Here is a 21,611-nt window from a genome sequence, read left to right on the forward strand (position 1 = left end):
CACTGAAGGAGAAAGTCATGAAGCTTCAACGTCAACGCATCCATCTCGTCGCCGCCGCCGCGGCACTCGCCCTGGGCGCGACCCTGGGCGGCTCGGCCTTTGCGTCCGAGCCGGGCAAGCTGCTGATCTGGATCAACGGCGACAAGGGCTACAACGGCCTGCAGAAGATCGGCGATGAGTTCGCCAAGAAGACAGGCGTGCAGGTGACCGTGGAGCATCCGGAAGACGCCCCGGGCAAGTTCCAGCAGGCCGCGGCCGCGGGCAAGGGCCCGGACATCTGGATCTGGCCGCACGACCGCATCGGCGAGTGGATCGCCGGTGGCCTGCTGCAGCCGGTGACGCCGAGCAAGAAGGTGGTGGCCGACATCGACACGCTGGCGCTGAAGGCCTTCACGGTCGGCGGCAAGACCTGGGGCTACCCGATCTCGATCGAGGCGGTGGCACTGGTCTACAACAAGGCCCTGGTGCCCACCCCGCCGAAGACCTTCGACGAAGTGATCGCGCTGGACAAGAAGCTCTCGGCCCAGGGCAAGAAGGCGATCCTCTGGGACTACAACAACACCTACTTCACCTGGCCCCTGCTGGCCGCCAATGGCGGCTACCCGTTCAAGCTGAAGGCCGACGGCACCTACGACGCCGCCGACAGCGGCGTGGCGAACGCTGGCGCGGTCAAGGGCGCCGAGATGCTCGACAAGATGATCAAGTCCGGCGTGATGCCCAAGGGCGCCAGCTACGCCGACATGGAAGCCGGCATGTCGCAGGGCAAGGTCGCGATGATGATCAACGGCCCCTGGTCGTGGGACAACCTGAAGAAGTCGAACATCGACTTCGGCGTGGCCCGCATTCCGGCGGTCGGCGGCAAGAAGGCGGCGCCCTTCGTCGGCGTGCTCGGCGCGATGATCAACAAGTCCTCGCAGAACCGCGACGTGGCCGTGGAGTTCATCGAGAACTACATGCTCAGCGTCAAGGGGCTGAAGATGATCAACGACGACGTGCCGCTGGGCACGCCCGCGAGCAAGGCGCTGTATGCCGAGCTCAAGAGCAACCCCAACATCCAGGCCACCATGGCCTCGGCACAGGACGGCGCGCCGATGCCCAACAACCCGGAGATGGGCCGTTTCTGGTCGTCGATGGCCTCGGCGCTGCAAAACATGACCGAGGGCCGTCAGGCGCCCAAGGAAGCGCTCGACGCCGCCGCCAAGCGCATCGTCGCGAAGTGATGAGACGGGTCGCCGCGGCATGCCTTTGCCGCGGCGGACCGCCCGCCTTTGCGATCGTGCCACCGCAATGAAGCCCCCCGCCGCGAACCATGAGCTCTGAGTCGCCCTACCGCCGGTATGCCGGCCCGGCCCTGCTCGCACTGATCGTGCTGGCCGCGCTGTACCTGGTGACCCTGGTCTATGCGGTCGGCGAGACGCTGCTGGCCGGCACGATCCTGGTGATCGTCGGCCTGGCGCTGTGGATCTACACCTCGCAGAAGGTGTATGCCTTCCGCTACCTCTTCCCGGGCATCGCGGCGGCGCTGATCTTCGTCGTCTTCCCGATGGTCTACACGATCGCCATCGGCTTCAGCAACTACAGCTCGAAGAACCTGCTCGAGTACCCGCGCGCCGAGGCCTACCTGCTCGACGAGAGCTTCCGCGTCGAGGGCGTGCTCTACAACTTCTCGCTGCACGCCGACGGCAGCGAGTTCCGTGGCCGGCTCGAGCATGCCGACACCGGCAAGAGCTTCCTGTTCGGCCCGCTCGCGCTGAGCGCCGAGCGCCCGCTCGAACTGCAGGCGGTGCCCGAAGAAACCGCAGCCGTGGCGCTGGGCGAGGCGGTGCCGCTGAAGACGCTGATCGAGCGGCAAAAGCCGCTGAAGGCGATCAGCGTCAGCACGCCGGACGGCGCGAAGCTGCGCATGTCGAGCCTGCGCGAGTTCGCGCAGTCCAGCCCGCTGTACAAGCGAAATGCCGACGGCAGCCTGGTCAACCAGCAGACGCAGGCCGTCGTGAAGCCCAACTTCAAGACCGGTTTCTTCGAGACGGCCACCGGCGAGCCGCTGCAGCCGGGCTTCCAGGTCGGCATCGGCTGGGACAACTACACGCGCATCTTCACCGAGCAGCGCTTTCGCGAGCCCTTCCTGCGCATCTTCATCTGGACGGTGGTGTTCTCCGGCCTGACGGTGCTCTTCGCCACCGCGCTGGGCATGTTCCTCGCGGTTCTGCTGAACTGGGAGAACCTGCAGTTCAAGGGCTTCTACCGCATCCTGCTGTTCCTGCCGTACGCGGTGCCGGGCTTCATCTCGATCCTGGTGTTCCGCGGCCTGTTCAACCAGAACACCGGCGAGATCAACCTGATCCTCGGCGGCCTGTTCGGCGTCAAGCCGGCCTGGTTCTCCGACCCCTTCCTGGCCAAGGCGATGCTGCTGCTCGTCAACACCTGGCTGGGCTTCCCGTACATGATGGTCGTGTGCATGGGCCTGATCAAGGCGATCCCGGCCGACCTGTACGAGGCGTCGGCCGTGGCCGGCGCCGGCCCGATCACCAACTTCGTGAGCATCACGCTGCCGCTGATCCTCAAGCCGCTGACGCCGCTGCTGATCAGTTCCTTCGCATTCAACTTCAACAACTTCGTGCTGATCAGCCTGCTCACGGGCGGCCGGCCCGACTTCCTCGACACCTCGGTGCCGGCGGGCACCACCGACATCCTGGTGTCCTACACCTACCGCATCGCGTTCCAGGATTCGGGCCAGCAGTTCGGCCTGGCTGCGGCGATCTCCACCGTGATCTTCCTGCTGGTGGCGGCGATCACGCTGGTGCAGATGCGTTTCACGCGCGTCGTCGACGAAGAAAAGCGCTGAGCGAATACGGGCAGCATCCATCCACAGGAGCCTCGGTCATGGCCATCGTCCTCGACAAGTCGCACCGCTGGCGCGTGATTGCCGCGCATGTTTTCCTGCTGTGCCTGTGCGCGGTCGTCATCTTCCCGTTCCTGATGATCCTGTCGATCTCGCTGCGGCCGGGCAATTTCGCCACCGGCAGCATCATCCCGCAGAGCATCAGCCTGGAGCACTGGCGCTTCGCGCTCGGCCTGCCCTTCCAGGATGCCACCGGCCGCCTCATCGAGCCCGACCTGCCGGTGCTGCGCTGGCTGTGGAACTCGGTGAAGGTGGCCACGCTGTCGGCACTGATCGGGCTGCTGCTGTCGACCACCGCCGCCTATGCGTTCGCGCGCATGAAGTTCGTCGGCAAGCGACAGGCGCTGCTCGGCCTGATGCTGATGCAGATGTTCCCGGCCGTGCTAGCGCTGGTGGCCATCTACGCCATCTTCGACCGCATCGGTAATGCCTTCCCGGCGCTGGGCATCGACACCCACTGGGCCCTGCTGCTGGCCTACTCGGGCGGCATCGCGCTGCACGTGTGGACGATCAAGGGCTACTACGACACCATCCCCATCGAGATCGAGGAAGCCGCCAAGGTCGACGGTGCCACGCCCTGGCAGGCCTTCCGGCTGGTGCTGCTGCCCATGGCAGTGCCCATCCTGATGGTGGTGTTCCTGCTGGCCTTCATCGGCGCGATCATCGAATATCCGGTGGCGTCGATCCTGCTCAAGCAGCAGGACATGCTGACCATGGCGGTGGGCTCGCAGCAGTTCCTCTACCAGCAGAAGTACCTGTGGGGCGACTTCGCCGCCGCCGCCATCCTGTCGGGCCTGCCGATCACCGTGGTGTTCATCCTCGCGCAGAAGTGGATGATCTCCGGCCTCACGGCAGGCGGCATCAAGGGCTGATTCTTCTCCCGGGCCTTCGCGGGCCCCATTCACTCCTCAAGAGGTCAACATGACGATGTCCCGCTCTCTCCTGCGCACGGCGGTTGCTGCCGCCCTCTCGATCGCCGCGCTGTCGCCGGCGCTGGCCACCTCCAACCCGCCCGCGGGCTCGGTCGCCATCAACTACAACCGCTGCGACGGCAACTACAACAACTGGGGCCTGCACATCTTCCAGCGCGGCCCCGGCGGCCCCGCCGTGCCGGGCGTGAGCTGGGCCAGCCCGGTGGAGCCGAGCGGCAAGAACGACTTCGGCGTCTACTGGCACGTCAAGCTCGAGGACTTCCCGGGCGGCAAGGTCAACTACATCATCCACAAGGGCGAGACCAAGGACCAGGGCGGCAAGGACATGCAGTTCGACGGCAACACGACCAAGGAGATCTGGGTCAACAGCGGCGACCGCAAGATCTACACCTCTCTGGACGAGGCCAAGAAGGGCCGCGAAGAGACGCCCTGCAAGTGAGTCACGCCACGCGCTGGCTGCGCCGCACCCTGGCGGCGCTGTGCTGCGGGGCCGCCCTGTGCGGCGGCTCCCTGGTGCAGGCCGCCGACATCCCTGGCCTCGCTCCGGTGGCCGCCGCGCCCGTGCCGAGCAAGCTGCCGGCCGGCTGGGCCCAGCGCGGCGTGTTCATGGAGATCCTGGTGCGCTCGTACCAGGACAGCAACGGCGACGGCATCGGCGACTTGGCCGGCCTGACCCAGCGCCTGGACTACCTGCAGCAACTCGGCATCAAAGGCATCTGGCTGATGCCGATCTTCAAGAGCGAAGACCACGACCACGGCTACGCGGTGGTCGACTTCCGCGACATCGAGCCCGACTACGGCACGCTGGCCGACTTCGACCGCTTCCTCGCCGAGGCACACCAACGCGGCATCGCGGTCATTCTCGACTACGTGATGAACCACGTGTCGTCGGCCCACCCGCTGTTCGAGAGCGCCTACGACAGCCGCAAGTCGCCCTATGCCGACTGGTTCATCTTTGCCGAAGACAAGCCCAAGGGTTGGAACACCTTCGCCGGCGACCCCTGGCGCGAGGGCAACCAGCGCTGGTACTACGCGGTGTTCGACCCGGGCATGCCCGACTTCAACCTGCGCAACCCGAAGGTGGTCGACTTCCACCTCGACAACCTGCGCTTCTGGCTGAACCGCGGTGTCGACGGCTTCCGCTTCGACGCGGTCGGCGTGTTGTTCGAGAACAGCGCCATCGCCTGGGAGAACCAGCCCGAGAACCACCAGTTGCTCAAGCGCGTGCAGCAGTTGTTGGCGAGCTACGGCAACAAGTACCTGGTGTGCGAATCGCCCAGCGATCCGGCGCCTTTCGCCACGGCCGACTCCTGCGGCAGCGCCTTCGCCTTCGGCCTGCACAAGCACATCATGGGCAGCGTGAAGATCGGCCGCCTGCGCGACGACCTGCTCTACAACCTGCGCAAGCTGCCGGTGCCGCGGCTGGCCACGCTGCTGGCCAACCACGACTACTTCGCGGGGCCGCGGCTGATGAAGCAGTTCGCCGGCGACGAGAAGAGCTACAAGGTGGCTGCGGCCACGCTGCTCACCCTTCCCGGCACGCCCTTCGTCTACTACGGCGAGGAGATCGGCCTGGGCATGTCGGAGGGCGCCGGCAACGAGGACCAGACCATCCGCGGCCCGATGAGCTGGAGCGCCGAAGCGCACGCCGGTTTCACGACCGCCGCCAAGCCCTTCCGGCCCAGCGTGAGCAACTGGAAGACGCACAACGTGGCCGTGCAGCAGTCCGACCCGAACTCGTTGCTGAGCTGGTACCGCGGCCTGATCGCGCTGCGCAGTGCCGAGCCGGCGCTGTCGGTGGGCTCGATGACCCCGCTGTCGGAGCGCGATTCGCCGATCTTCGCCTTCACGCGCGAACACGAGGGCAGCCGCCTGCTGGTGCTGATCAACTTCGCCTACCGCGAGTCGACGTTCACCCTGCCGGCCGGCTTCCAGGCCGACGGCTGGACGGTCGCCTTCCCGGCAGGTGCCGCCCTGCCCTTTGCCGCCGCGAAGAAGGCCGGCTCGGCCAAGCCTGGCACCGAAGCTGCTCAGGTCAAGCTCGCGGCGCAGCAGGTCCTGATCCTGAGGGCCCGCTAGCCCTTCTTCCCCGCCCGGAGCCCCACGCCTCCATGCCTTTCGAACGCTCCGCTTCCGTGCAACCGCACGCCGATCCGCGCCTGCTGGCGGACATCGGCGCGACCTACGCGCGCTTCTGCATCGAGCAGGTGCCGGGCCGCTTCGAGCACGTGGCGGTGCTGCCCTGCGCCGACTACCCCGGTTTCACCGCGGTGGTGCAGGCCTACCTCGACACGCTGCCCGGCATCAAGCCTCGCCATGGGGCCGTGGCGATCGCCAACCCGATCGAAGGCGACTGGGTGCGCATGACCAACCGCGACTGGGCCTTCTCGATCCAGGAGGCGCAGCGCCAGCTCGACCTGACCACGCTGCTGGTCGTCAACAACTTCACTGCGCTGGCGATGTCGCTGCCGCGCGTGGGTGCCGACGGACGCCACCAGGTCGGCGGCGGCGAAGCCCAGGCCAATGGCGTGATCGGCCTGATCGGCCCCGGCACGGGCCTGGGCGTCTCGGGCCTCATCCCCAGCGGCGACCGTTGGGTGACGCTGGCCACCGAAGGTGGACACGTCGGCTTCGCGCCGACCGACGAGCGCGAGCTGCGCATCCTGCAGTTCGCCTGGAAGACCATGCCGCGGGTGTCGGCCGAGCGCTTGCTCTCCGGCCCCGGCCTCGAGCTGATCTACCAGGCGCTGACCCACGACAAGCCCGGCGCCGAGCTGCACCTGAGCGCGGCGGAGATCGTGCGCCGCGCGCTGCAGAACGCCGACTCGGCCTGCAGCGAGACGGTGGAGAGCTTCTGCGCCATGCTCGGCACGATGGCCTCCGACCTGGCGCTCACGCTGGGCGCCACCGGCGGCATCTTCGTCGGCGGCGGCATCGTGCCGCGTATGGGCGAACTGTTCGACCGCTCGCCCTTCCGGCAGCGCTTCGAGGAGAAGGGCCGCTTCAGCAACTACGTGGCGCGCATCCCGACCTACGTGCTGACGGCCGAGAACCCGGCCTTCCACGGCGTCTCGTCGCTGCTCGCCGACCATGTGCCCGACCAGGAAGGCGGCAACCCGCTGCTCGAGCGCGTGCGTGCCTCGCGCGACGCGCTGTCACCGGCCGAAAAGCGCGTGGCCAACTTCGTGCTGGACAACCCGCGCACCGCGCTGAACGATCCGATCGCGCTGATCGCCCAGGGGGCCGAGGTGAGCCAGCCCACGGTGATCCGCTTCTGCCGCTCGCTGGGTTTCCAGGGGCTGGCCGACTTCAAGCTCAAGCTGGGCTCGGGCCTGACCGGCACGTTGCCGGTGCAGCGATCGCAGGTGCGCCGGCAGGACAGCACCGGCGACCTGTGCGCCAAGGTGCTCGACAACACGATCTCCGCGATCATGCAGTTCCGCGAATCGCTCAATGTCGAGGCGGTGGACCGTGCCATCGAGTACCTGCGCCAGGCCAAGCGCGTCGAGTTCTATGCGATGGGCAACTCGGCGGTGGTGGCGCTGGATGCGCAGCACAAGCTGTTCCGCTTCCGCATCCCGTCGGTGGCGCACACCGACGCCGCCATGCACACCATGGCCGCCGAGCTGCTCGGCCCCAACGACGTGGCGGTATTCATCTCCAGTTCGGGCCAGCCGCCCGAGCTGGCGCGCGCCGCCGGGCTGGCCGTGGAGCGCGGTGCGGCGGTGATCGCCGTGACGGCCGGTCAGTCGCTGCTGGCACGCCGCTCGACGGTGTGCATCCCGGTCGAGCACAACGAAGACGTGACCACCTTCGTCTCGATGATCTCGCGCATCCTGCACCTGCTGGTGGTCGACATGATGTCGGTCGGCCTGGCGGTGCGCCGTGCCGGCGCCAGCGGGCCGGGTGCGCCCGCGCCGGCCCCCGGGCAGGCGCACGCCGAAGGCCAGCTGCAGCCTGCGCCCGGCGTGCTGATCTCGCACATCGCCTGAGCGCCGCGCCGCAGCGCGCCGGCCTCAGGGGCGAACGCAGTCGACGAAGTAGCGGCGCGGTGCGCCGGCCTCGCCTTCTTCTTCCACGAGACCGTGCACGTCGGTGTCGAAGCCGGGGAAGGCCGCGTTGAACTCGCGCGTGAAGCGCAGGAAGTCGACGATCTTGCGGTTGAAGCGCTCGCCCGGGATGAGCAGCGGAATGCCCGGCGGATAGGGCGTGAGCAGCGCGGTGGTGATGCGACCTTCGAGCTGGTCGATCTCCACCCGCTCGGTCTTGCGATGCGCGATGTGCGCATAGGCGTCACTCGGCTTCATCGCCGGATGCAGGTCCGACAGGTACATCTCGGTGGTCAGCCGGGCCACGTCGCCGCGGGCGTACATCTCGTGGATGCTCTGGCACAGGTCGCGCAGGCCCATGCGCTCGTAGCGCGGATGCTTGGCGATGAACTCCGGCAGGATGCGCCACAGCGGCTGGTTCTTGTCGTAGTCGTCCTTGAACTGCTGCAGCGCGGTCAGCAGCGTGTTCCATCGGCCCTTGGTGATGCCGATGGTGAACATGATGAAGAAGGAGTACAGGCCCGTCTTCTCGACCACCACGCCGTGTTCGGCGAGGAACTTGGTGACGATCGACGCCGGGATGCCGGTCTTGGCGAACTTGCCGGAGACATCGAGCCCCGGCGTGATGATGGTGCTCTTGATCGGGTCGAGCAGGTTGAAGCCCTCGGCCAGGTCGCCGAAGCCGTGCCACTTGTCGCCGGCCTTGAGCACCCAGTCGGCGCTGGTGCCGATGCCGTCGTTGGTGAGCTTGTCCGGCCCCCAGACCTTGAACCACCAGTCCTTGCCGTATTCCTTGTCGACCTTGCGCATGGCACGGCGGAAGTCGAGCGCCTCGAGGATGCTTTCTTCCACCAGCGCGGTGCCGCCCGGCGCTTCCATCATCGCCGCGGCCACGTCGCAGCTGGCGATGATCGCGTACTGCGGGCTGGTCGAGGTGTGCATCAGGTAGGCCTCGTTGAAGAGGTGCCGGTCGAGCTTGCGCCCCGGCGAGTCCTGCACGAGCACCTGCGAGGCCTGGCTCAGGCCGGCCAGCAGCTTGTGGGTCGACTGGGTGGCGAAGACCAGCTGGTCCTTCGGCCGGGCACGCTTGCGGCCCATCGCGTGATAGGTGCCGTAGAACTTGTGAAAGGCGGCGTGCGGCAGCCAGGCCTCGTCGAAGTGCAGCGTGTCGATGTAGCCGTCCAGCGACTGCTTGATCGTCTCGGTGTTGTAGAGCACACCGTCATAGGTGCTCTGCGTCAGCGTCAGGATGCGCGGCTTCACCTGATCAGGGTCGACGCCGGCCAGCAGCGGGTTCTTGGCGATCTTGCGCTTGATGGCCTCGGGCGAGAACTCGGCCTGCGGGATCGGGCCGATGATGCCGTAGTGGTTGCGCGTGGGCGGCAGGAACACCGGCACCGCGCCGGTCATGATGATCGAGTGCAGGATCGAGACGTGGCAATTGCGGTCGACCACCACCACATCGCCCGGCGCCACCGCGTGGTGCCAGACCATCTTGTTGCTCGTGCTCGTGCCGTTGGTGACGAAGAAGCAGTGGTCGGCGTTGAAGATGCGCGCCGCGTTGCGCTCCGAGGCCGCCACCGGGCCGGTGTGGTCGAGCAGCTGGCCGAGTTCGTCGACGGCGTTGCAGACGTCGGCGCGCAGCATGTTCTCGCCGAAGAACTGGTGGAACATGCGGCCCACCGGGCTCTTCAGGAAGGCCACGCCGCCGGAGTGGCCCGGGCAGTGCCACGAGTAGGAACCGTCCTGCGCATAGTCGACCAGCGCGCGGAAGAACGGCGGCGCCAGCCCATCCATGTAGGCCTTGGCCTCGCGGATGATGTGGCGCGCCACGAACTCCGGCGTGTCCTCGAACATGTGGATGAAGCCGTGCAGTTCGCGCAGCACGTCGTTGGGCAGGTGCTGCGAGGTGCGCGTCTCGCCATACAGGTAGATCGGGATCTCCGCGTTCTTGAAGCGGATCTCCTGGATGAACTTGCGCAGGTTCACCACGGCGGGGTCGATCTCCGGGCCGGCGGTGAACTCCTCGTCGTCGATCGACAGGATGAAGGCGCTGGCGCGGCTTTGCTGCTGCGCGAACTGGCTCAGGTCACCGTAGCTGGTGGCGCCCAGCACCTCGAAGCCTTCCTTCTCGATCGCCTCGGCCAGCGCGCGGATGCCCAGGCCGGAGGTGTTCTCCGAGCGGTAGTCCTCGTCGATGATGACGATCGGAAAGCGGAAGCGCAGCATGGCAAGCCTCGGGGTGGCAAAAAGCGGGAGCGCGAAGTGTAGGGCCTGCGCCTGACCGTACACTGCGCCCGATCACGCTTCGAGGAGCCCGCATGGACCTGTCTGCCGCCACCTTCTGGTGGGTCGCCGCCGGAGTGGCCGTGGCCGCCGAACTGGCCACCGGCACCTTCTACCTTCTGATGTTCGCGCTCGGGCTGGGTGCCGGAGCGCTGGCTGCCCATCTCGGCCTGTCGACCACGCTGCAGATCGTCGCCGCGGCGGTCGTGGGCTCGGCCGCCACGGCGCTGTGGCACTGGAAGCGCGCCAGCCATCCGCAGTCGGCGCCGGCAGCCAGCAATCGCGACGTCAACCTCGACATCGGCGAGCGGGTACAGGTGGCGGCCTGGGGCAGCGATGGCACCGCGCGCGTCACCTACCGCGGCACGCAATGGACGGCACGCCTGCAGCCGGGCGCTGCCGCCGCGCCCGGCGAGCACCGCGTCGCCGCCGTCGAAGGCAATTGGCTGGTGCTGGCACCGGCCGCATCGAACTGATTCACTCGGAAAGCGCCCCATGGAAATCGCTCTCATCCTGGCCGTCATCGCCGGCATCTTCATCTACCGCACCTTCAAGATCGTGCCGCAGCAGCACGCCTGGGTTGTCGAGCGGCTGGGCAAGTTCGACCGCACGCTCACGCCGGGCCTCAAGTTCGTCGTGCCCTTCATTGAACGGGTGGCCTACAAGCACTCGCTCAAGGAGGTGCCGCTGGACGTGCCCAGCCAAGTCTGCATCACCAAGGACAACACGCAGCTGCAGGTCGACGGCATCATCTACTTCCAGGTCACCGACCCGATGCGCGCGAGCTACGGCTCGAGCAACTACATCCTGGCCATCACGCAGCTCGCGCAGACCCTGCTGCGCTCGGTGATCGGCAAGATGGAACTCGACAAGACCTTCGAGGAGCGCGACGCGATCAACGCCTCGGTGGTCAGCGCGCTCGACGACGCGGCGTCCAACTGGGGCGTGAAGGTGCTGCGCTACGAGATCAAGGACCTGACACCGCCGGCAGCCATCCTGCATTCGATGCAGGCGCAGATCACCGCCGAGCGCGAGAAGCGCGCGCTGATCGCCGCGTCGGAAGGCCGCAAGCAGGAGCAGATCAACATCGCCACCGGCGAGCGCGAGGCCTCGATCGCCCGCTCCGAGGGCGAGCGACAGGCTGAGATCAACAAGGCGCAGGGCGAGGCCGCTGCCATCACCGCGGTGGCCGACGCCACCGCCGACGCGATCCGCAAGATCGCCGCAGCGATCCAGTCGCCCGGCGGCGAGCAGGCGGTGCAGTTGAAGGTCGCGGAGAAGGCCGTCGAGGCCTATGGCCAGCTGGCGCAGAAGAACAACACCATGATCGTGCCTGGCCACATGGGCGAGGTGTCGGCGCTGATCGGCACGGCGATGGCGCTGCTCAAGGGCAAGGCCCCCGGGGCGCCCTGAACTCTTGCGATAAACTCCGCGGCTCCGGAGAGATGGATGAGCGGTTTAAGTCGCACGCCTGGAAAGCGTGTGAGGGTTAACAGCCCTCCGCGGGTTCGAATCCCGCTCTCTCCGCCATCCCCGCACTTCCACGCATGTGCACCCGCTACGTCTCCCCCGAAGCCGCGGCCATCGAGCGGGCCTGGCACATTGGCCGGCACACGCCGTGGCGCGGCGGCGAGATCTTTCCGCAGCGCCCCGGCGCCTTCATCCGCGCCGCACGCGACTCGACCGAGCCCGAGCGTGAACTGGTGATCGGACAATGGGGCCTGGTGCCCTGGTTCGCGAAGACGCCCAAGCTCACCTACTCGACCTGCAATGCGCGCAGCGAGGAGCTGGCCGACAAGGCCACATTCAAGGACCCGTGGAAACACGGCAAGCGCTGCATCATCCCGGCCTGGTCGTTCGACGAGCCGAACTGGGAGAGCGGCAAGAACGTGTGGTGGCGCTTTCGCCGTGTCGACGGCGCGCCCTGGGGCCTGGCCGGACTGTGGAACACCTGGACCGACAAGGCCACCGGCGAGCTGGTGGAGAGCTACACCATGCTCACCCTGAACGCCGATGCCCACCCCTTGATGCGGCGCATGCACAAGCCCGACCCGAAGCTCGGCCCCGACCAGCAGGACAAGCGCTCGGTGGTGCCGGTCGAGTTCGAGGATGTCGACCTGTGGCTGCACGGAACGCAGGCCGAAGCACGCCGCTTGTTGCGACTGTCGGAAACGGAGCTGTTCGATGCCGGTCCGGCGGACGTAGACTCCGCCGCATGAGCGCCAACGAGCAGGACGCGACCCCCACGCAGCCGGAGCCGGCCGAAGGCGGCCCGCGCACCGAACCCGCCAAGCCGGTGAGCGTGGCCGCCGCCACGCCGTTCAAGCGCATGCCGCGCATACCCAAGCGGCGCCGCGGCTGGGATTCGTTCTCGGTGCCGCTGCCTCTGCAGTTCGCCATCGCGGTGCTGATCGGCATCCTCGTCGCCACGGCCATCGCAGCGGCCTACGTGCGCTGGAGCGCACGCTCGACCGCCGAGTCCAATGCACGGGCCACGGCGGCAGAGATCGAACGCATCTCGCGCGAGAACCAGCAGCAGATCGAAGCCGCCCAGCAAGCGGCTGCGCAACGCCAGCGTGCCGCCGAAGACGAAGAGCGCGCACGCGCCGAGAAGATCCGCGAGCAGCAGCGGCTGGCCGAGGAGGCCCAGCGCAGCACGCTCTCCGAAGCCGAGCGCAAGGAACGCGCCTGGGCGGCCTCCTACCGCAAGCCGGCCGGCTGCGCCGACTCGGCCTCGATGGAGTGCGCGAACCACTACATCCGCGCGCGTCGTGCCTTCGAAGCGCAGTATGCCCGCGATGCCGCCAGGCAAAGCGCCAAGGAAGGCGCCAAGAGCACGCCCTGAGCACGCTCTGGCACGCCTTGCCACGGGCTGCTCGCCTGACTCCCCCTAGCTTCACACCCACCCCTTGGGGATGTGCGCTGCCGGCCGGGGCACGAAGAATTCGCTGCATCGGCCCTTCGGCCGTGCAACGAGACGGAGCAGGCGACATGGCACAGATGATCCACAGCGTCGGCGGCGAGAAGATCCAGGCGCTGCGCCGCATGCTCGCCTCGCGCGGGCTAGACGAGCGCGACTTCGAGATCGAGGAAGACTCGCACTCCGGCATCAGCCAGTTGCTCGGCCTGAGCGGCGGCATCGTGTCGATGCGGCGGCGCTCCACCGGCGAGATCCGCGTCTACGCAGCCGGGCCGGGCTCGACCTGGTATGCGGCGATCTGCAGCGATCTCGATCGCGGTTACTTCAAGGCGGCCACGCCGGCCCGATCTTTCGTGCGCCGCAGCGAGTCGGCCCTTTCCGCCCTGTGGGCCTGAGGCGCTTCGCCTCAGGAGTGCAGGAAGCGCACGAAACCCACCATCGCGGCACTGCCCAGCGCGACCACCAGTCCTGCTGCCACCAGGGCCGGCGCGATGCTGCGCTGCCGTCGGTGTGATTCGCGCACCGGCTCCACGTGGTAGCCCGACAGCAGCGAGTAGCCGGTGGTCTGCGAGAACGCGCTGGGGCGCTCGTCGTGCGGCTCGACTTCCCAGTCGAAGACCTGCGTGTCCTTGTAAGCGGGTTGGTTTCTGCTCATGGCGCCATTGTTGGTGGTGCATGCGGCGCGGTGCAGCCCGTGGGCACGGGGGCTTGGCTTACATTCTGATACCTGTTGTGAACTATTGCCGGAGCCCGGGCAGGCTGCGATAGAGCGACATGTAGTGCTGTGCTGCGCCCTCCCAGGAAAAGTCCTGGGCCATGGCCGTCACCATCAAGCGGCGCCACAACTCGGGTTGGGCATGGGCCTGCACGGCGCGCAGCAGGGCCGCCTCCAGCGCGGCCGGGGTGGCCGCGTCGAAGCTGAAGCCGGTAGCCAGCCCGTCGCGCACGGCGGCTTCGCTCGCATCGACCACCGTGTCGGCCAGCCCACCGACACGCCTGACGAGCGGCAGCGTGCCGTAGCGCAGGCCGTAGAGCTGGGTCAGGCCGCAGGGCTCGAAGCGCGACGGCACCATGATCACGTCCGAGCCGGCGATCAAGCGGTGGGCGAAGGTTTCGTCGTAGCCGATGCGAACCGCCACTTGCGCAGGGTGTGCGAATGCGGCAGCCGTGAACGCGGCCTCGAGCACCGGGTCGCCGGAGCCCTGCAGCACCAGCTGGGCACCCTGGCGCAGCAGCGCCGGCAAGGCGGCGAGCACCAGGTCCAGCCCCTTCTGGGCCGACAGGCGGCTGACGACGCCGAACAGCGGCGCGCCGGCCTTCACCTCGAGACCCATCTCCTTCTGCAGCGCAGCCTTGTTGCGGGACTTGCCGGCCAGGTCCTTGGCGGAGTAGCGTGCGGTCAGGCTGCTGTCCTTGGCCGGGTCCCAGACGGCGCCGTCCACGCCGTTGAGGATGCCGCTGACCTCGGCGCCGCGGCCGCGGATCACGCCGTCGAGCCCGCAGCCGAACTCGTGCGTCGCGATCTCGCCGGCGTAGGTTGGGCTCACCGTCGTGACGCGCTGCGCGTACTTCCAGGCCCGCTTCATGAACGAGAGCTGGCCGTGGAACTCCAGCCCATGGGACTGCATGTAGCGCAGCGGCAATCCGAGCTGCGCGAAATCCTGCTGCGGGAACAGGCCCTGGAAGGCCAGGTTGTGGACCGTGAACACCGAGCTGGCCGTGTTGCCCGGGTGAGCCGCCATGTAGGCGCAGGCCAGCGCCGCATGCCAGTCGTGGGCATGCAGCAGTTGCGGTGTCCAGTCCGGGTCGATTTCACCGGAGGCCAGGTGCGCCGCCATCCAGCCCAGCAGGGCGAAACGTTGCAGGTTGTCGGGCCACTCGCTGCCGTCGCTGGCCTGGTAGGGCCCGCCGCCGCGCCGGTACAGGTACGGTGCATCGATCACGTAGGCAGGCACGTGACTGTAGGGCATGGTGCCCAGACGCACGGCGATACGGCCGGCGCCGAACAGGGGCCCGAGTTCGACGATCGTCTTCTGGTGCAGCACGGCGTCGACGATCGCCGGCAGGCCCGGCAACACGAGCCGAACGTCCGCTCCCGCGCGCACCAGCGCTTGCGGCAACGCGCCGACGACGTCGGCCAGCCCGCCCGTCTTCACCAGCGGAAAGACTTCCGCGGCGGCATGCAGGACCTTCATCGGTCAGATCGGGTCGAATTGCGAGAGCATCTCGCGCGTGACCAGGGTGATGCCGTTGTCGGTGCGGAAGAAACGCTCCGCATCGGTGGCCGGGTCCTCGCCGATGACCATGCCGTCCGGGATGTGGCAGCCACGATCGACCACCACCCGAGTGAGCCTGGCGCCGCGGCCCACCTGCACGCCGGGCAGCAGCACCGCCCAGGAGACGCTGGAGTGCGAATGCACGCGCACGCTGGAGAACAGCACGGAGCGGAACACCTGGCCCGAGACGATGCAGCCGCCGGAGACCAGCGATTCGATGGCCATGCCGCGGCGGTCGTCCTGATTGTGCACGAACTTGGCCGGCGGCAGCTGCGGCTGGTAGGTCCAGATCGGCCAGCGTGTGTCGTACAGGTTGAGCAGCGGGTCGGTGGCCGTCAGGTCGATGTTGGCGTCCCAGTAGGCGTCGATGGTGCCGACGTCGCGCCAGTACGGCTCCTCGTTCATGCGCGTGCCCACCGCGCTCAGGTCGAAGGGGTGCGCCGCAGCCTGCCCGTTGCGCACCGCGCGCGGGATGATGTCCTTGCCGAAATCGTGGCTGGAGTTCGGGTCATTGATGTCGCGCTCGAGTTCCTTGTAGAGGTAGCGCGCGTTGAAGATGTAGATGCCCATGCTGGCCAGCGATTTGTCGGGCTTGCCGGGCATGGGTGGCGGATCGGCCGGCTTTTCGACGAATTCGGTGATCAGGCTCTTCTCGTTCACCGCCATCACGCCGAAGGCCGAGGCTTCGCTGCGCGGCACTTCGATGCAGCCCACCGTGCAGTCACGCCCCTTGGCCACGTGGTCGGCCAGCATCAGCGCGTAGTTCATCTTGTAGATGTGGTCGCCGGCCAGGATGACGATGTAGTCGGCGCCGTAACTGGCCAGGATGTCCTGGTTCTGGTACACCGCGTCGGCCGTGCCGCGGTACCAGCTTTCCTCGTCGACGCGCTGCTGCGCAGGCATCAGGTCGACGAACTCGTTCATCTCGCTCTTCAGGAAGGCCCAGCCACGCTGCAGGTGGCGCATCAGGCTGTGGCTCTTGTACTGCGTGATCACGCCGATGCGGCGGATGCCGGAGTTCAGGCAGTTGGACAGCGCGAAGTCGATGATCCGGAACTTGCCGCCGAAGTAGACCGCGGGCTTGGCGCGCCGGTCGGTCAGGTTCTTCAGCCGGCTGCCGCGCCCGCCGGCCAGCACCAGCGCCACGGTGCGCTTGGGCAGATCCAGGCTGAGCGCGAGATCGTTCGGGGTCATGGATGGGTCTCCTGTATTGGCGTGGGCGCACGCACAGGTGGCGGCGCGGTTCGATCATCAGCATTTTCGGCGTCGGCGCAACAGGCGTCTGCCCGCCCGCGGTGCACTTTCAGCCCGCGGCAGCGTGGAGTCGATGTTGTTTCACCGTACTCGACGGTAACTCCGTGACCGTGGCCACAGCTCTGTCCTCGGTCAAGCCGTGGGCACCGCGCCAGGGCTGGCTGAAATCGGCCGTAACCCGGGCACGAGCACCGTGTTGGGCCGGCGCGAATATTGCGATGGTTGCGCGGTTGACGCTCCCAGGCTCAGCAGAGACACTGCGCACCCGCCAGAAGGCCGCCGGCGCCCACAGCGCCGGCGCACGACAAAGGATTCCCGTGGACAAGAACGCGCTTTCCCCCACCGACATCGCCGGCGGCGTCGACGATCACCTGCTGAAGACCGTGGGCGTGGCGCCGGCGCAGGCCACCCCCACCGAGCTGATGCAGGCGGTGGCCCAGGTGGCGCGCGAGCAGCTGTCGCGGCGCTGGGTGGCAACGCAGGCCCGCGAGCGCAATGAGCAGGCCCGCCGCGTGTACTACCTGTCGATGGAATTCCTCATCGGCCGCACGCTGGGCAATGCGCTGGCGGCCCTCGATCTCGGCGAAGGCGCCACTGCCGCTGCGCAGCAGCACGCCCAGAAACTCGAAGACGTGGCCGACCGCGAGCCCGATGCCGCGCTCGGCAATGGCGGCCTGGGCCGGCTGGCGGCCTGCTTCCTCGACTCGATGGCCACGCTCGGCCTGCCCTCTTTCGGCTATGGCATCCGCTACGAGTACGGCATGTTCGCGCAGGACATCCAGAACGGCTGCCAGGTCGAATACCCCGATCCCTGGCTGGCCAATGGCACGCCCTGGGAATTCCCGCGCTCCGGCGTCAGCTACCCGGTGCGTTTCGGTGGCTGGGTCGAGCACCACGGCGACAAGGCGCTGTGGCGCAACGCCGCCGAGGTGGCGGCCAAGGCCCACGACATGGTGATCCCCGGCCACGGCACGAACAAGGTCAGCACGCTGCGCCTGTGGAAGGCCGTGGCGCCGGCGCACATCGACCTGCACGCCTTCAACACCGGCGACTACGCCCGCGCCGCCGGTGTGAAGAACGAGTACGAGAACATCTCCTGGGTGCTCTACCCGAACGACAGCACGCCGGCCGGCCGCGAACTGCGCCTGCGCCAGGAGTACTTCTTCGTCGCGGCGTCGGTGCAGGACATCCTGGGCCGCCACCTCGAGGAGCACGGCACGCTGGCCAACCTGGCCGACAAGGTGGCGATGCACCTGAACGACACGCACCCGGCCATCGCCGTGGCCGAGCTGATGCGCGTGCTGTGCGACGAGCACGGCATGGCCTGGGCCACCGCCTGGGGCATCACGCAGCGGGTGTTCTCGTACACCAACCACACGCTGATGCCCGAGGCACTGGAGACCTGGCCGGTGGCGCTGATGCAGCACGTGCTGCCGCGCCACCTGGAGATCATCTTCCGCATCAACCAGGACTTTCTCGACTTCGCGGCGAAGTTCCGCCCGGGCGACATGGGTTTCCTGGCGCGGCTGTCGCTGATCGACGAGAGCGGCGAGCGCCGCGTGCGCATGGCCAACCTGTCCATCGTCGGCAGCCACAAGGTCAACGGCGTGTCGGCGCTGCACTCCGATCTGCTGGTGAAGACGATCTTCGCGGACTTCGCCGCGCTGTGGCCGGACCGCTTCACGAACATGACCAACGGCGTGACGCCGCGGCGCTGGCTGGCACAGGCCAACCCGGGCCTGGCGGGCCTGCTCGACCGCACGCTGGGCGCCAAGTGGCGGCTCGACCTCGACCAGCTGCAGGCGCTGCGCGACCAGCGCGGCAATGCCGCCTTCCGCGAGGAGTTCATGGCCATCAAGCGCGCCAACAAGGCGCGCCTGGCCGAGCACATCGCACGCACCACCGGCATCGCGGTGGACCCGGCCAGCCTGTTCGACGTGCAGGTCAAGCGCATCCACGAGTACAAGCGGCAGTTGCTCAACCTGCTGCACGTGGTGTCGCGCTACCAGGCCATCCTGGCGCACCCGAACGCGGGCTGGGTGCCGCGCACGGTGATCTTCGCCGGCAAGGCGGCCTCGTCGTACGCGATGGCGAAGAACATCATCCGCCTGATCCACGACGTCGGCCAGGTGGTCAACCGCGACCCGCGTGTGGCCGGGCTGCTGAAGGTGGTGTTCATCCCCAACTACGGCGTCTCGGTGGCCGAGGTGATCATGCCCGGCGCCGACCTGTCCGAGCAGATCTCCACCGCCGGCACCGAGGCCTCGGGCACCGGCAACATGAAGCTGGCGCTCAACGGTGCGCTGACCATCGGTACCGACGACGGCGCGAACATCGAGATCCGCCAGAACGTCGGCGACGACAACATCTTCATCTTCGGCCTGAAGACGCCCGAGGTCGTGTCGCTGCGCGCTGCGGGCTACCAGCCGATGCGCTACTACGAGAGCAATCCGCAGCTCAAGCAGGTGCTCGACGCCATCGCCGGCGGGGCCTTCTCGCCGGAGGAGCCCGGGCGCTACCGCGGCCTGGTCGACTCGCTGCTGTGGGGCGGCGACCACTACCTGCTGCTGGCGGACTACGGCACCTATGTCGAGACGCAGCTGCGCGTGGACGCGCTGTACCGCCAGAGCGGCGAATGGGCCTCGCGGGCCATCGCCAACGTCGCCGGCATGGGGGCCTTCTCGTCGGACCGCACGATCCGCGAGTACGCGCAGCAGATCTGGGGCATGACGCCGGCACCTTGAGCGGCCACCGCGTCGCCGCGCCAGGGTGGTTGATACCATCGGCGCAGTCCCTTCGACTGCCACCATGCTCAACGACACCGAGATCGACCTGATCCGCCACGCCCGCCACGGGGATCCGTTCTCCGTGCTGGGGCCGCACACCGACCTCGACGGCCGGCTGTGGCTGCGCGCCTTCCTGCCCGGCGCCACGCACGTGGTGGCGGTCGACGCGGCCGACGGCGCGACGCTGGTGCCGCTGCTGCTGGTGCACGTCGACGGCCTGTTCGAAGGCGCGCTGCTCGCCCTGCCCGCCTCCGGCTACCGGCTGCAGGTGCGCTGGGCCGACGGCAACCAGTCGGTGATCGACGACCCTTACCGATTCCCGCCGGTGCTCGGCGAGCTCGACGTCTGGCTGATGGGCGAAGGCACGCACCTGCGTCCCTACGAGGTGCTCGGCGCGGCGCAGCGCACGCTGGACGGCGTGCCAGGGACTTCGTTCGCCGTCTGGGCGCCCAACGCCTCGCGCGTCAGCGTGGTCGGCGACTTCAACCTCTGGGACGGCCGCCGCCACCCGATGCGCCTGCGCCGCGAATGCGGCGTGTGGGAGATCTTCCTGCCCGGCGTGGGTGGCGGTGCGCGCTACAAGTACGAGGTGGTCAGCCGCGAGGGTGAATTGCTGCCGCTGAAGGCCGACCCCTATGCGCTGCAGTCCGAGCTGCGCCCGGCCACCGCCAGCGTGGTGGCGCAGATGCCGCCGGTGGCGCCGGCCTCGCCCGCGCGGCAGCGCGCCAATGCGCTCGATGCGCCCGTGAGCATCTACGAGGTGCACCTCGGCTCCTGGCGGCGCAAGCCCGAGGAGGGCAACCGCTGGCTGAACTGGGACGAGCTCGCCGCGACGCTGGTGCCCTACGCGCGCGAGATGGGCTTCACCCACCTCGAACTGCTGCCGATCTCGGAGCATCCCTTCGACGGCTCCTGGGGCTACCAGCCGATCGGCCTGTATGCGCCGACCTCGCGCTTCGGCGATGCAGCCGGCTTCCGCCGCTTCGTCGAGCGCTGCCACGCCGAAGGCCTGGGGCTGATCCTCGACTGGGTGCCGGCGCACTTTCCGACCGACGCGCACGGACTGGCCAACTTCGACGGCACGCACCTGTACGAGTACGCCGATCCGCGCGAAGGTTTCCACCAGGACTGGAACACGCTGATCTACAACCTCGGCCGCACCGAGGTGCGCAACTTCCTGGTCGGCAATGCGTTGTACTGGCTGGAGCGCTTCGACGTCGACGGCCTGCGCGTCGACGCCGTGGCTTCCATGCTCTACCGCGACTACAGCCGCAAGGCCGGCGAATGGCTGCCCAACGTGCACGGCGGGCGCGAGAACCTGGAGGCGATCTCCTTCCTCAAGCGCGTCAACGAGGTGGTGGGCACCGAACGCCCGCAGGCCGTGACGCTGGCGGAGGAGTCGACCGCCTTTCCGGCCGTGTCCCGACCGACCTACCTGGGCGGCCTGGGCTTCCACTACAAGTGGAACATGGGCTGGATGCACGACACGCTGAAGTACATGGCGCGCGATCCGGTGCACCGACAGTTCCACCACGGCGAAATGACCTTCGGGCTGGTCTACGCCTTCAACGAGAACTTCGTGCTGCCGATCTCGCACGACGAGGTGGTGCACGGCAAGGGCTCGCTGCTGAACAAGATGCCCGGCGACCGCTGGCAGAAGTTCGCCAACCTGCGCGCCTACTTCGGCTTCATGTTCGGCCACCCGGGCAAGAAGCTGCTCTTCATGGGTTGCGAGTTCGGCCAGGAGCGGGAGTGGAACCACGACCAGAGCCTGGACTGGCACCTGCTCGGCGACCGCCCTCACGCCGGTGTGCACCGCCTGATGCACGATCTGAACCGGCTGTACCGTGCCACGCCGGCGCTGTACGACAACGATTTCGACGGCGCCGGATTCGAGTGGATCGACCATGAGGACGCGCAGCGCTCGGTACTGAGCTTCGTTCGGCGCAGCCGCGACGGCCGCTCCGAGGTGGTGGTGGTGTGCAACTTCACGCCCTCGGTGCAGCGCGGCTACCGCCTGGGCGTGCCCGCCGCCGGCACCTGGCGCGAGCGGCTGAACACCGACTCCGAGCACTACGGCGGCAGCAACGTCGGCAGCGCGTTCGGGGCGGCCGACAGCGTGTCCGTCGCCAGCCATGGCCGCCCGCAGTCGCTGCTGCTTGACCTGCCGCCGCTGGCGACGGTCTTCTACGAGCGCGATCGCTGA

Annotated in this window: 17 protein-coding genes and 1 tRNA gene; 14 read left to right on the forward strand and 4 right to left on the reverse strand. The window is 67.9% G+C overall.

The genetic code is table 11. The features are described 5' to 3' along the window. Positions 1 to 17: 17 nt before the first annotated feature. From malE to HZ992_RS09930, 6 genes are all read left to right on the forward strand, one after another. Complete coding sequence (malE, locus tag HZ992_RS09905; RefSeq protein ID WP_209386479.1) at positions 18 to 1,220, forward strand: maltose/maltodextrin ABC transporter substrate-binding protein MalE; 1,203 nt, start codon at positions 18 to 20, stop codon at positions 1,218 to 1,220. Positions 1,221 to 1,309: 89 nt separating this feature from the next. Continuing rightward, positions 1,310 to 2,845, forward strand: a complete 1,536-nt coding sequence (gene malF, locus HZ992_RS09910) for a maltose ABC transporter permease MalF (RefSeq protein ID WP_209386480.1) — start codon at positions 1,310 to 1,312, stop codon at positions 2,843 to 2,845. A 38-nt stretch (positions 2,846 to 2,883) separates the two neighbouring features. Continuing rightward, positions 2,884 to 3,774, forward strand: coding sequence for a maltose ABC transporter permease MalG (gene malG / locus HZ992_RS09915; RefSeq protein WP_209386481.1), 891 nt, complete (start codon positions 2,884 to 2,886; stop codon positions 3,772 to 3,774). A gap of 55 nt (positions 3,775 to 3,829) precedes the next feature. Further along, on the forward strand, positions 3,830 to 4,273 hold the full coding sequence (locus HZ992_RS09920) for a pullulanase-associated domain-containing protein (protein ID WP_209386482.1): 444 nt from the start codon (positions 3,830 to 3,832) through the stop codon (positions 4,271 to 4,273). Beyond that, on the forward strand, positions 4,270 to 5,913 hold the full coding sequence (locus tag HZ992_RS09925; RefSeq protein ID WP_209386483.1) for an alpha-amylase family glycosyl hydrolase: 1,644 nt from the start codon (positions 4,270 to 4,272) through the stop codon (positions 5,911 to 5,913). The genes HZ992_RS09920 and HZ992_RS09925 overlap by 4 nt, the downstream gene beginning before the upstream one ends. Before the next feature lie 32 nt (positions 5,914 to 5,945). Beyond that, entirely contained in the window at positions 5,946 to 7,826 is a 1,881-nt protein-coding gene (locus HZ992_RS09930) for a glucokinase (protein ID WP_209386484.1), read from the forward strand. Between the two features lie 24 nt (positions 7,827 to 7,850). Here HZ992_RS09930 and HZ992_RS09935 read toward each other — a convergent pair whose 3' ends face one another. Beyond that, complete coding sequence (locus tag HZ992_RS09935) at positions 7,851 to 10,112, reverse strand: arginine/lysine/ornithine decarboxylase (RefSeq protein WP_209386485.1); 2,262 nt, start codon at positions 10,110 to 10,112, stop codon at positions 7,851 to 7,853. Positions 10,113 to 10,204: 92 nt separating this feature from the next. Between HZ992_RS09935 and HZ992_RS09940 the strand changes: the two genes are divergently transcribed. From HZ992_RS09940 to HZ992_RS09965, 6 genes are all read left to right on the forward strand, one after another. Beyond that, positions 10,205 to 10,645, forward strand: coding sequence for an NfeD family protein (locus HZ992_RS09940; RefSeq protein WP_209386486.1), 441 nt, complete (start codon positions 10,205 to 10,207; stop codon positions 10,643 to 10,645). A 19-nt stretch (positions 10,646 to 10,664) separates the two neighbouring features. Further along, a complete protein-coding gene (locus HZ992_RS09945; protein ID WP_209386487.1) occupies positions 10,665 to 11,582 on the forward strand; it encodes an SPFH domain-containing protein in 918 nt (305 codons plus the stop codon). Between the two features lie 26 nt (positions 11,583 to 11,608). After that, positions 11,609 to 11,699: transfer RNA gene (locus HZ992_RS09950), tRNA-Ser, on the forward strand. Positions 11,700 to 11,716: 17 nt separating this feature from the next. Beyond that, the gene (locus HZ992_RS09955; protein WP_209386488.1) at positions 11,717 to 12,388 is read left to right on the forward strand and encodes an SOS response-associated peptidase; all 672 of its coding nucleotides are present in this window, start codon (positions 11,717 to 11,719) and stop codon (positions 12,386 to 12,388) included. After that, on the forward strand, positions 12,385 to 13,014 hold the full coding sequence (locus HZ992_RS09960; protein WP_209386489.1) for a hypothetical protein: 630 nt from the start codon (positions 12,385 to 12,387) through the stop codon (positions 13,012 to 13,014). The genes HZ992_RS09955 and HZ992_RS09960 overlap by 4 nt, the downstream gene beginning before the upstream one ends. 146 nt (positions 13,015 to 13,160) lie before the next feature. Beyond that, a complete protein-coding gene (locus tag HZ992_RS09965; RefSeq protein WP_209386490.1) occupies positions 13,161 to 13,484 on the forward strand; it encodes a hypothetical protein in 324 nt (107 codons plus the stop codon). Positions 13,485 to 13,495: 11 nt separating this feature from the next. On the opposite strand, the gene HZ992_RS09970 is transcribed toward HZ992_RS09965, so the two are convergent. From HZ992_RS09970 to glgC, 3 genes are all read right to left on the reverse strand, one after another. Then, positions 13,496 to 13,744 (reverse strand): hypothetical protein, encoded by a 249-nt coding sequence (locus HZ992_RS09970; RefSeq protein WP_209386491.1) that lies wholly within the window; start codon positions 13,742 to 13,744, stop codon positions 13,496 to 13,498. An 82-nt stretch (positions 13,745 to 13,826) separates the two neighbouring features. Continuing rightward, positions 13,827 to 15,284: a glycogen synthase GlgA gene (gene glgA / locus HZ992_RS09975; protein WP_209386492.1), complete on the reverse strand. Its 1,458-nt coding sequence runs from the start codon at positions 15,282 to 15,284 to the stop codon at positions 13,827 to 13,829. Positions 15,285 to 15,287: 3 nt separating this feature from the next. Then, on the reverse strand, positions 15,288 to 16,559 hold the full coding sequence (gene glgC, locus HZ992_RS09980) for a glucose-1-phosphate adenylyltransferase (RefSeq protein ID WP_209386493.1): 1,272 nt from the start codon (positions 16,557 to 16,559) through the stop codon (positions 15,288 to 15,290). A gap of 377 nt (positions 16,560 to 16,936) precedes the next feature. Here glgC and HZ992_RS09985 point away from each other — a divergent pair, with 377 nt between their 5' ends. Both HZ992_RS09985 and glgB read left to right on the forward strand, forming a co-directional pair. After that, positions 16,937 to 19,363 carry a glycogen/starch/alpha-glucan phosphorylase gene (locus HZ992_RS09985; protein ID WP_245213419.1) on the forward strand — a complete coding sequence of 809 codons (2,427 nt, stop codon included), beginning with the start codon at positions 16,937 to 16,939 and terminating at the stop codon, positions 19,361 to 19,363. A 64-nt stretch (positions 19,364 to 19,427) separates the two neighbouring features. Then, on the forward strand, positions 19,428 to 21,611 hold the full coding sequence (glgB, locus tag HZ992_RS09990; protein WP_209386495.1) for a 1,4-alpha-glucan branching protein GlgB: 2,184 nt from the start codon (positions 19,428 to 19,430) through the stop codon (positions 21,609 to 21,611).

The sequence above is a fragment of the Rhizobacter sp. AJA081-3 genome, from assembly GCF_017795745.1.
GTDB lineage: Bacteria > Pseudomonadota > Gammaproteobacteria > Burkholderiales > Burkholderiaceae_C > Piscinibacter.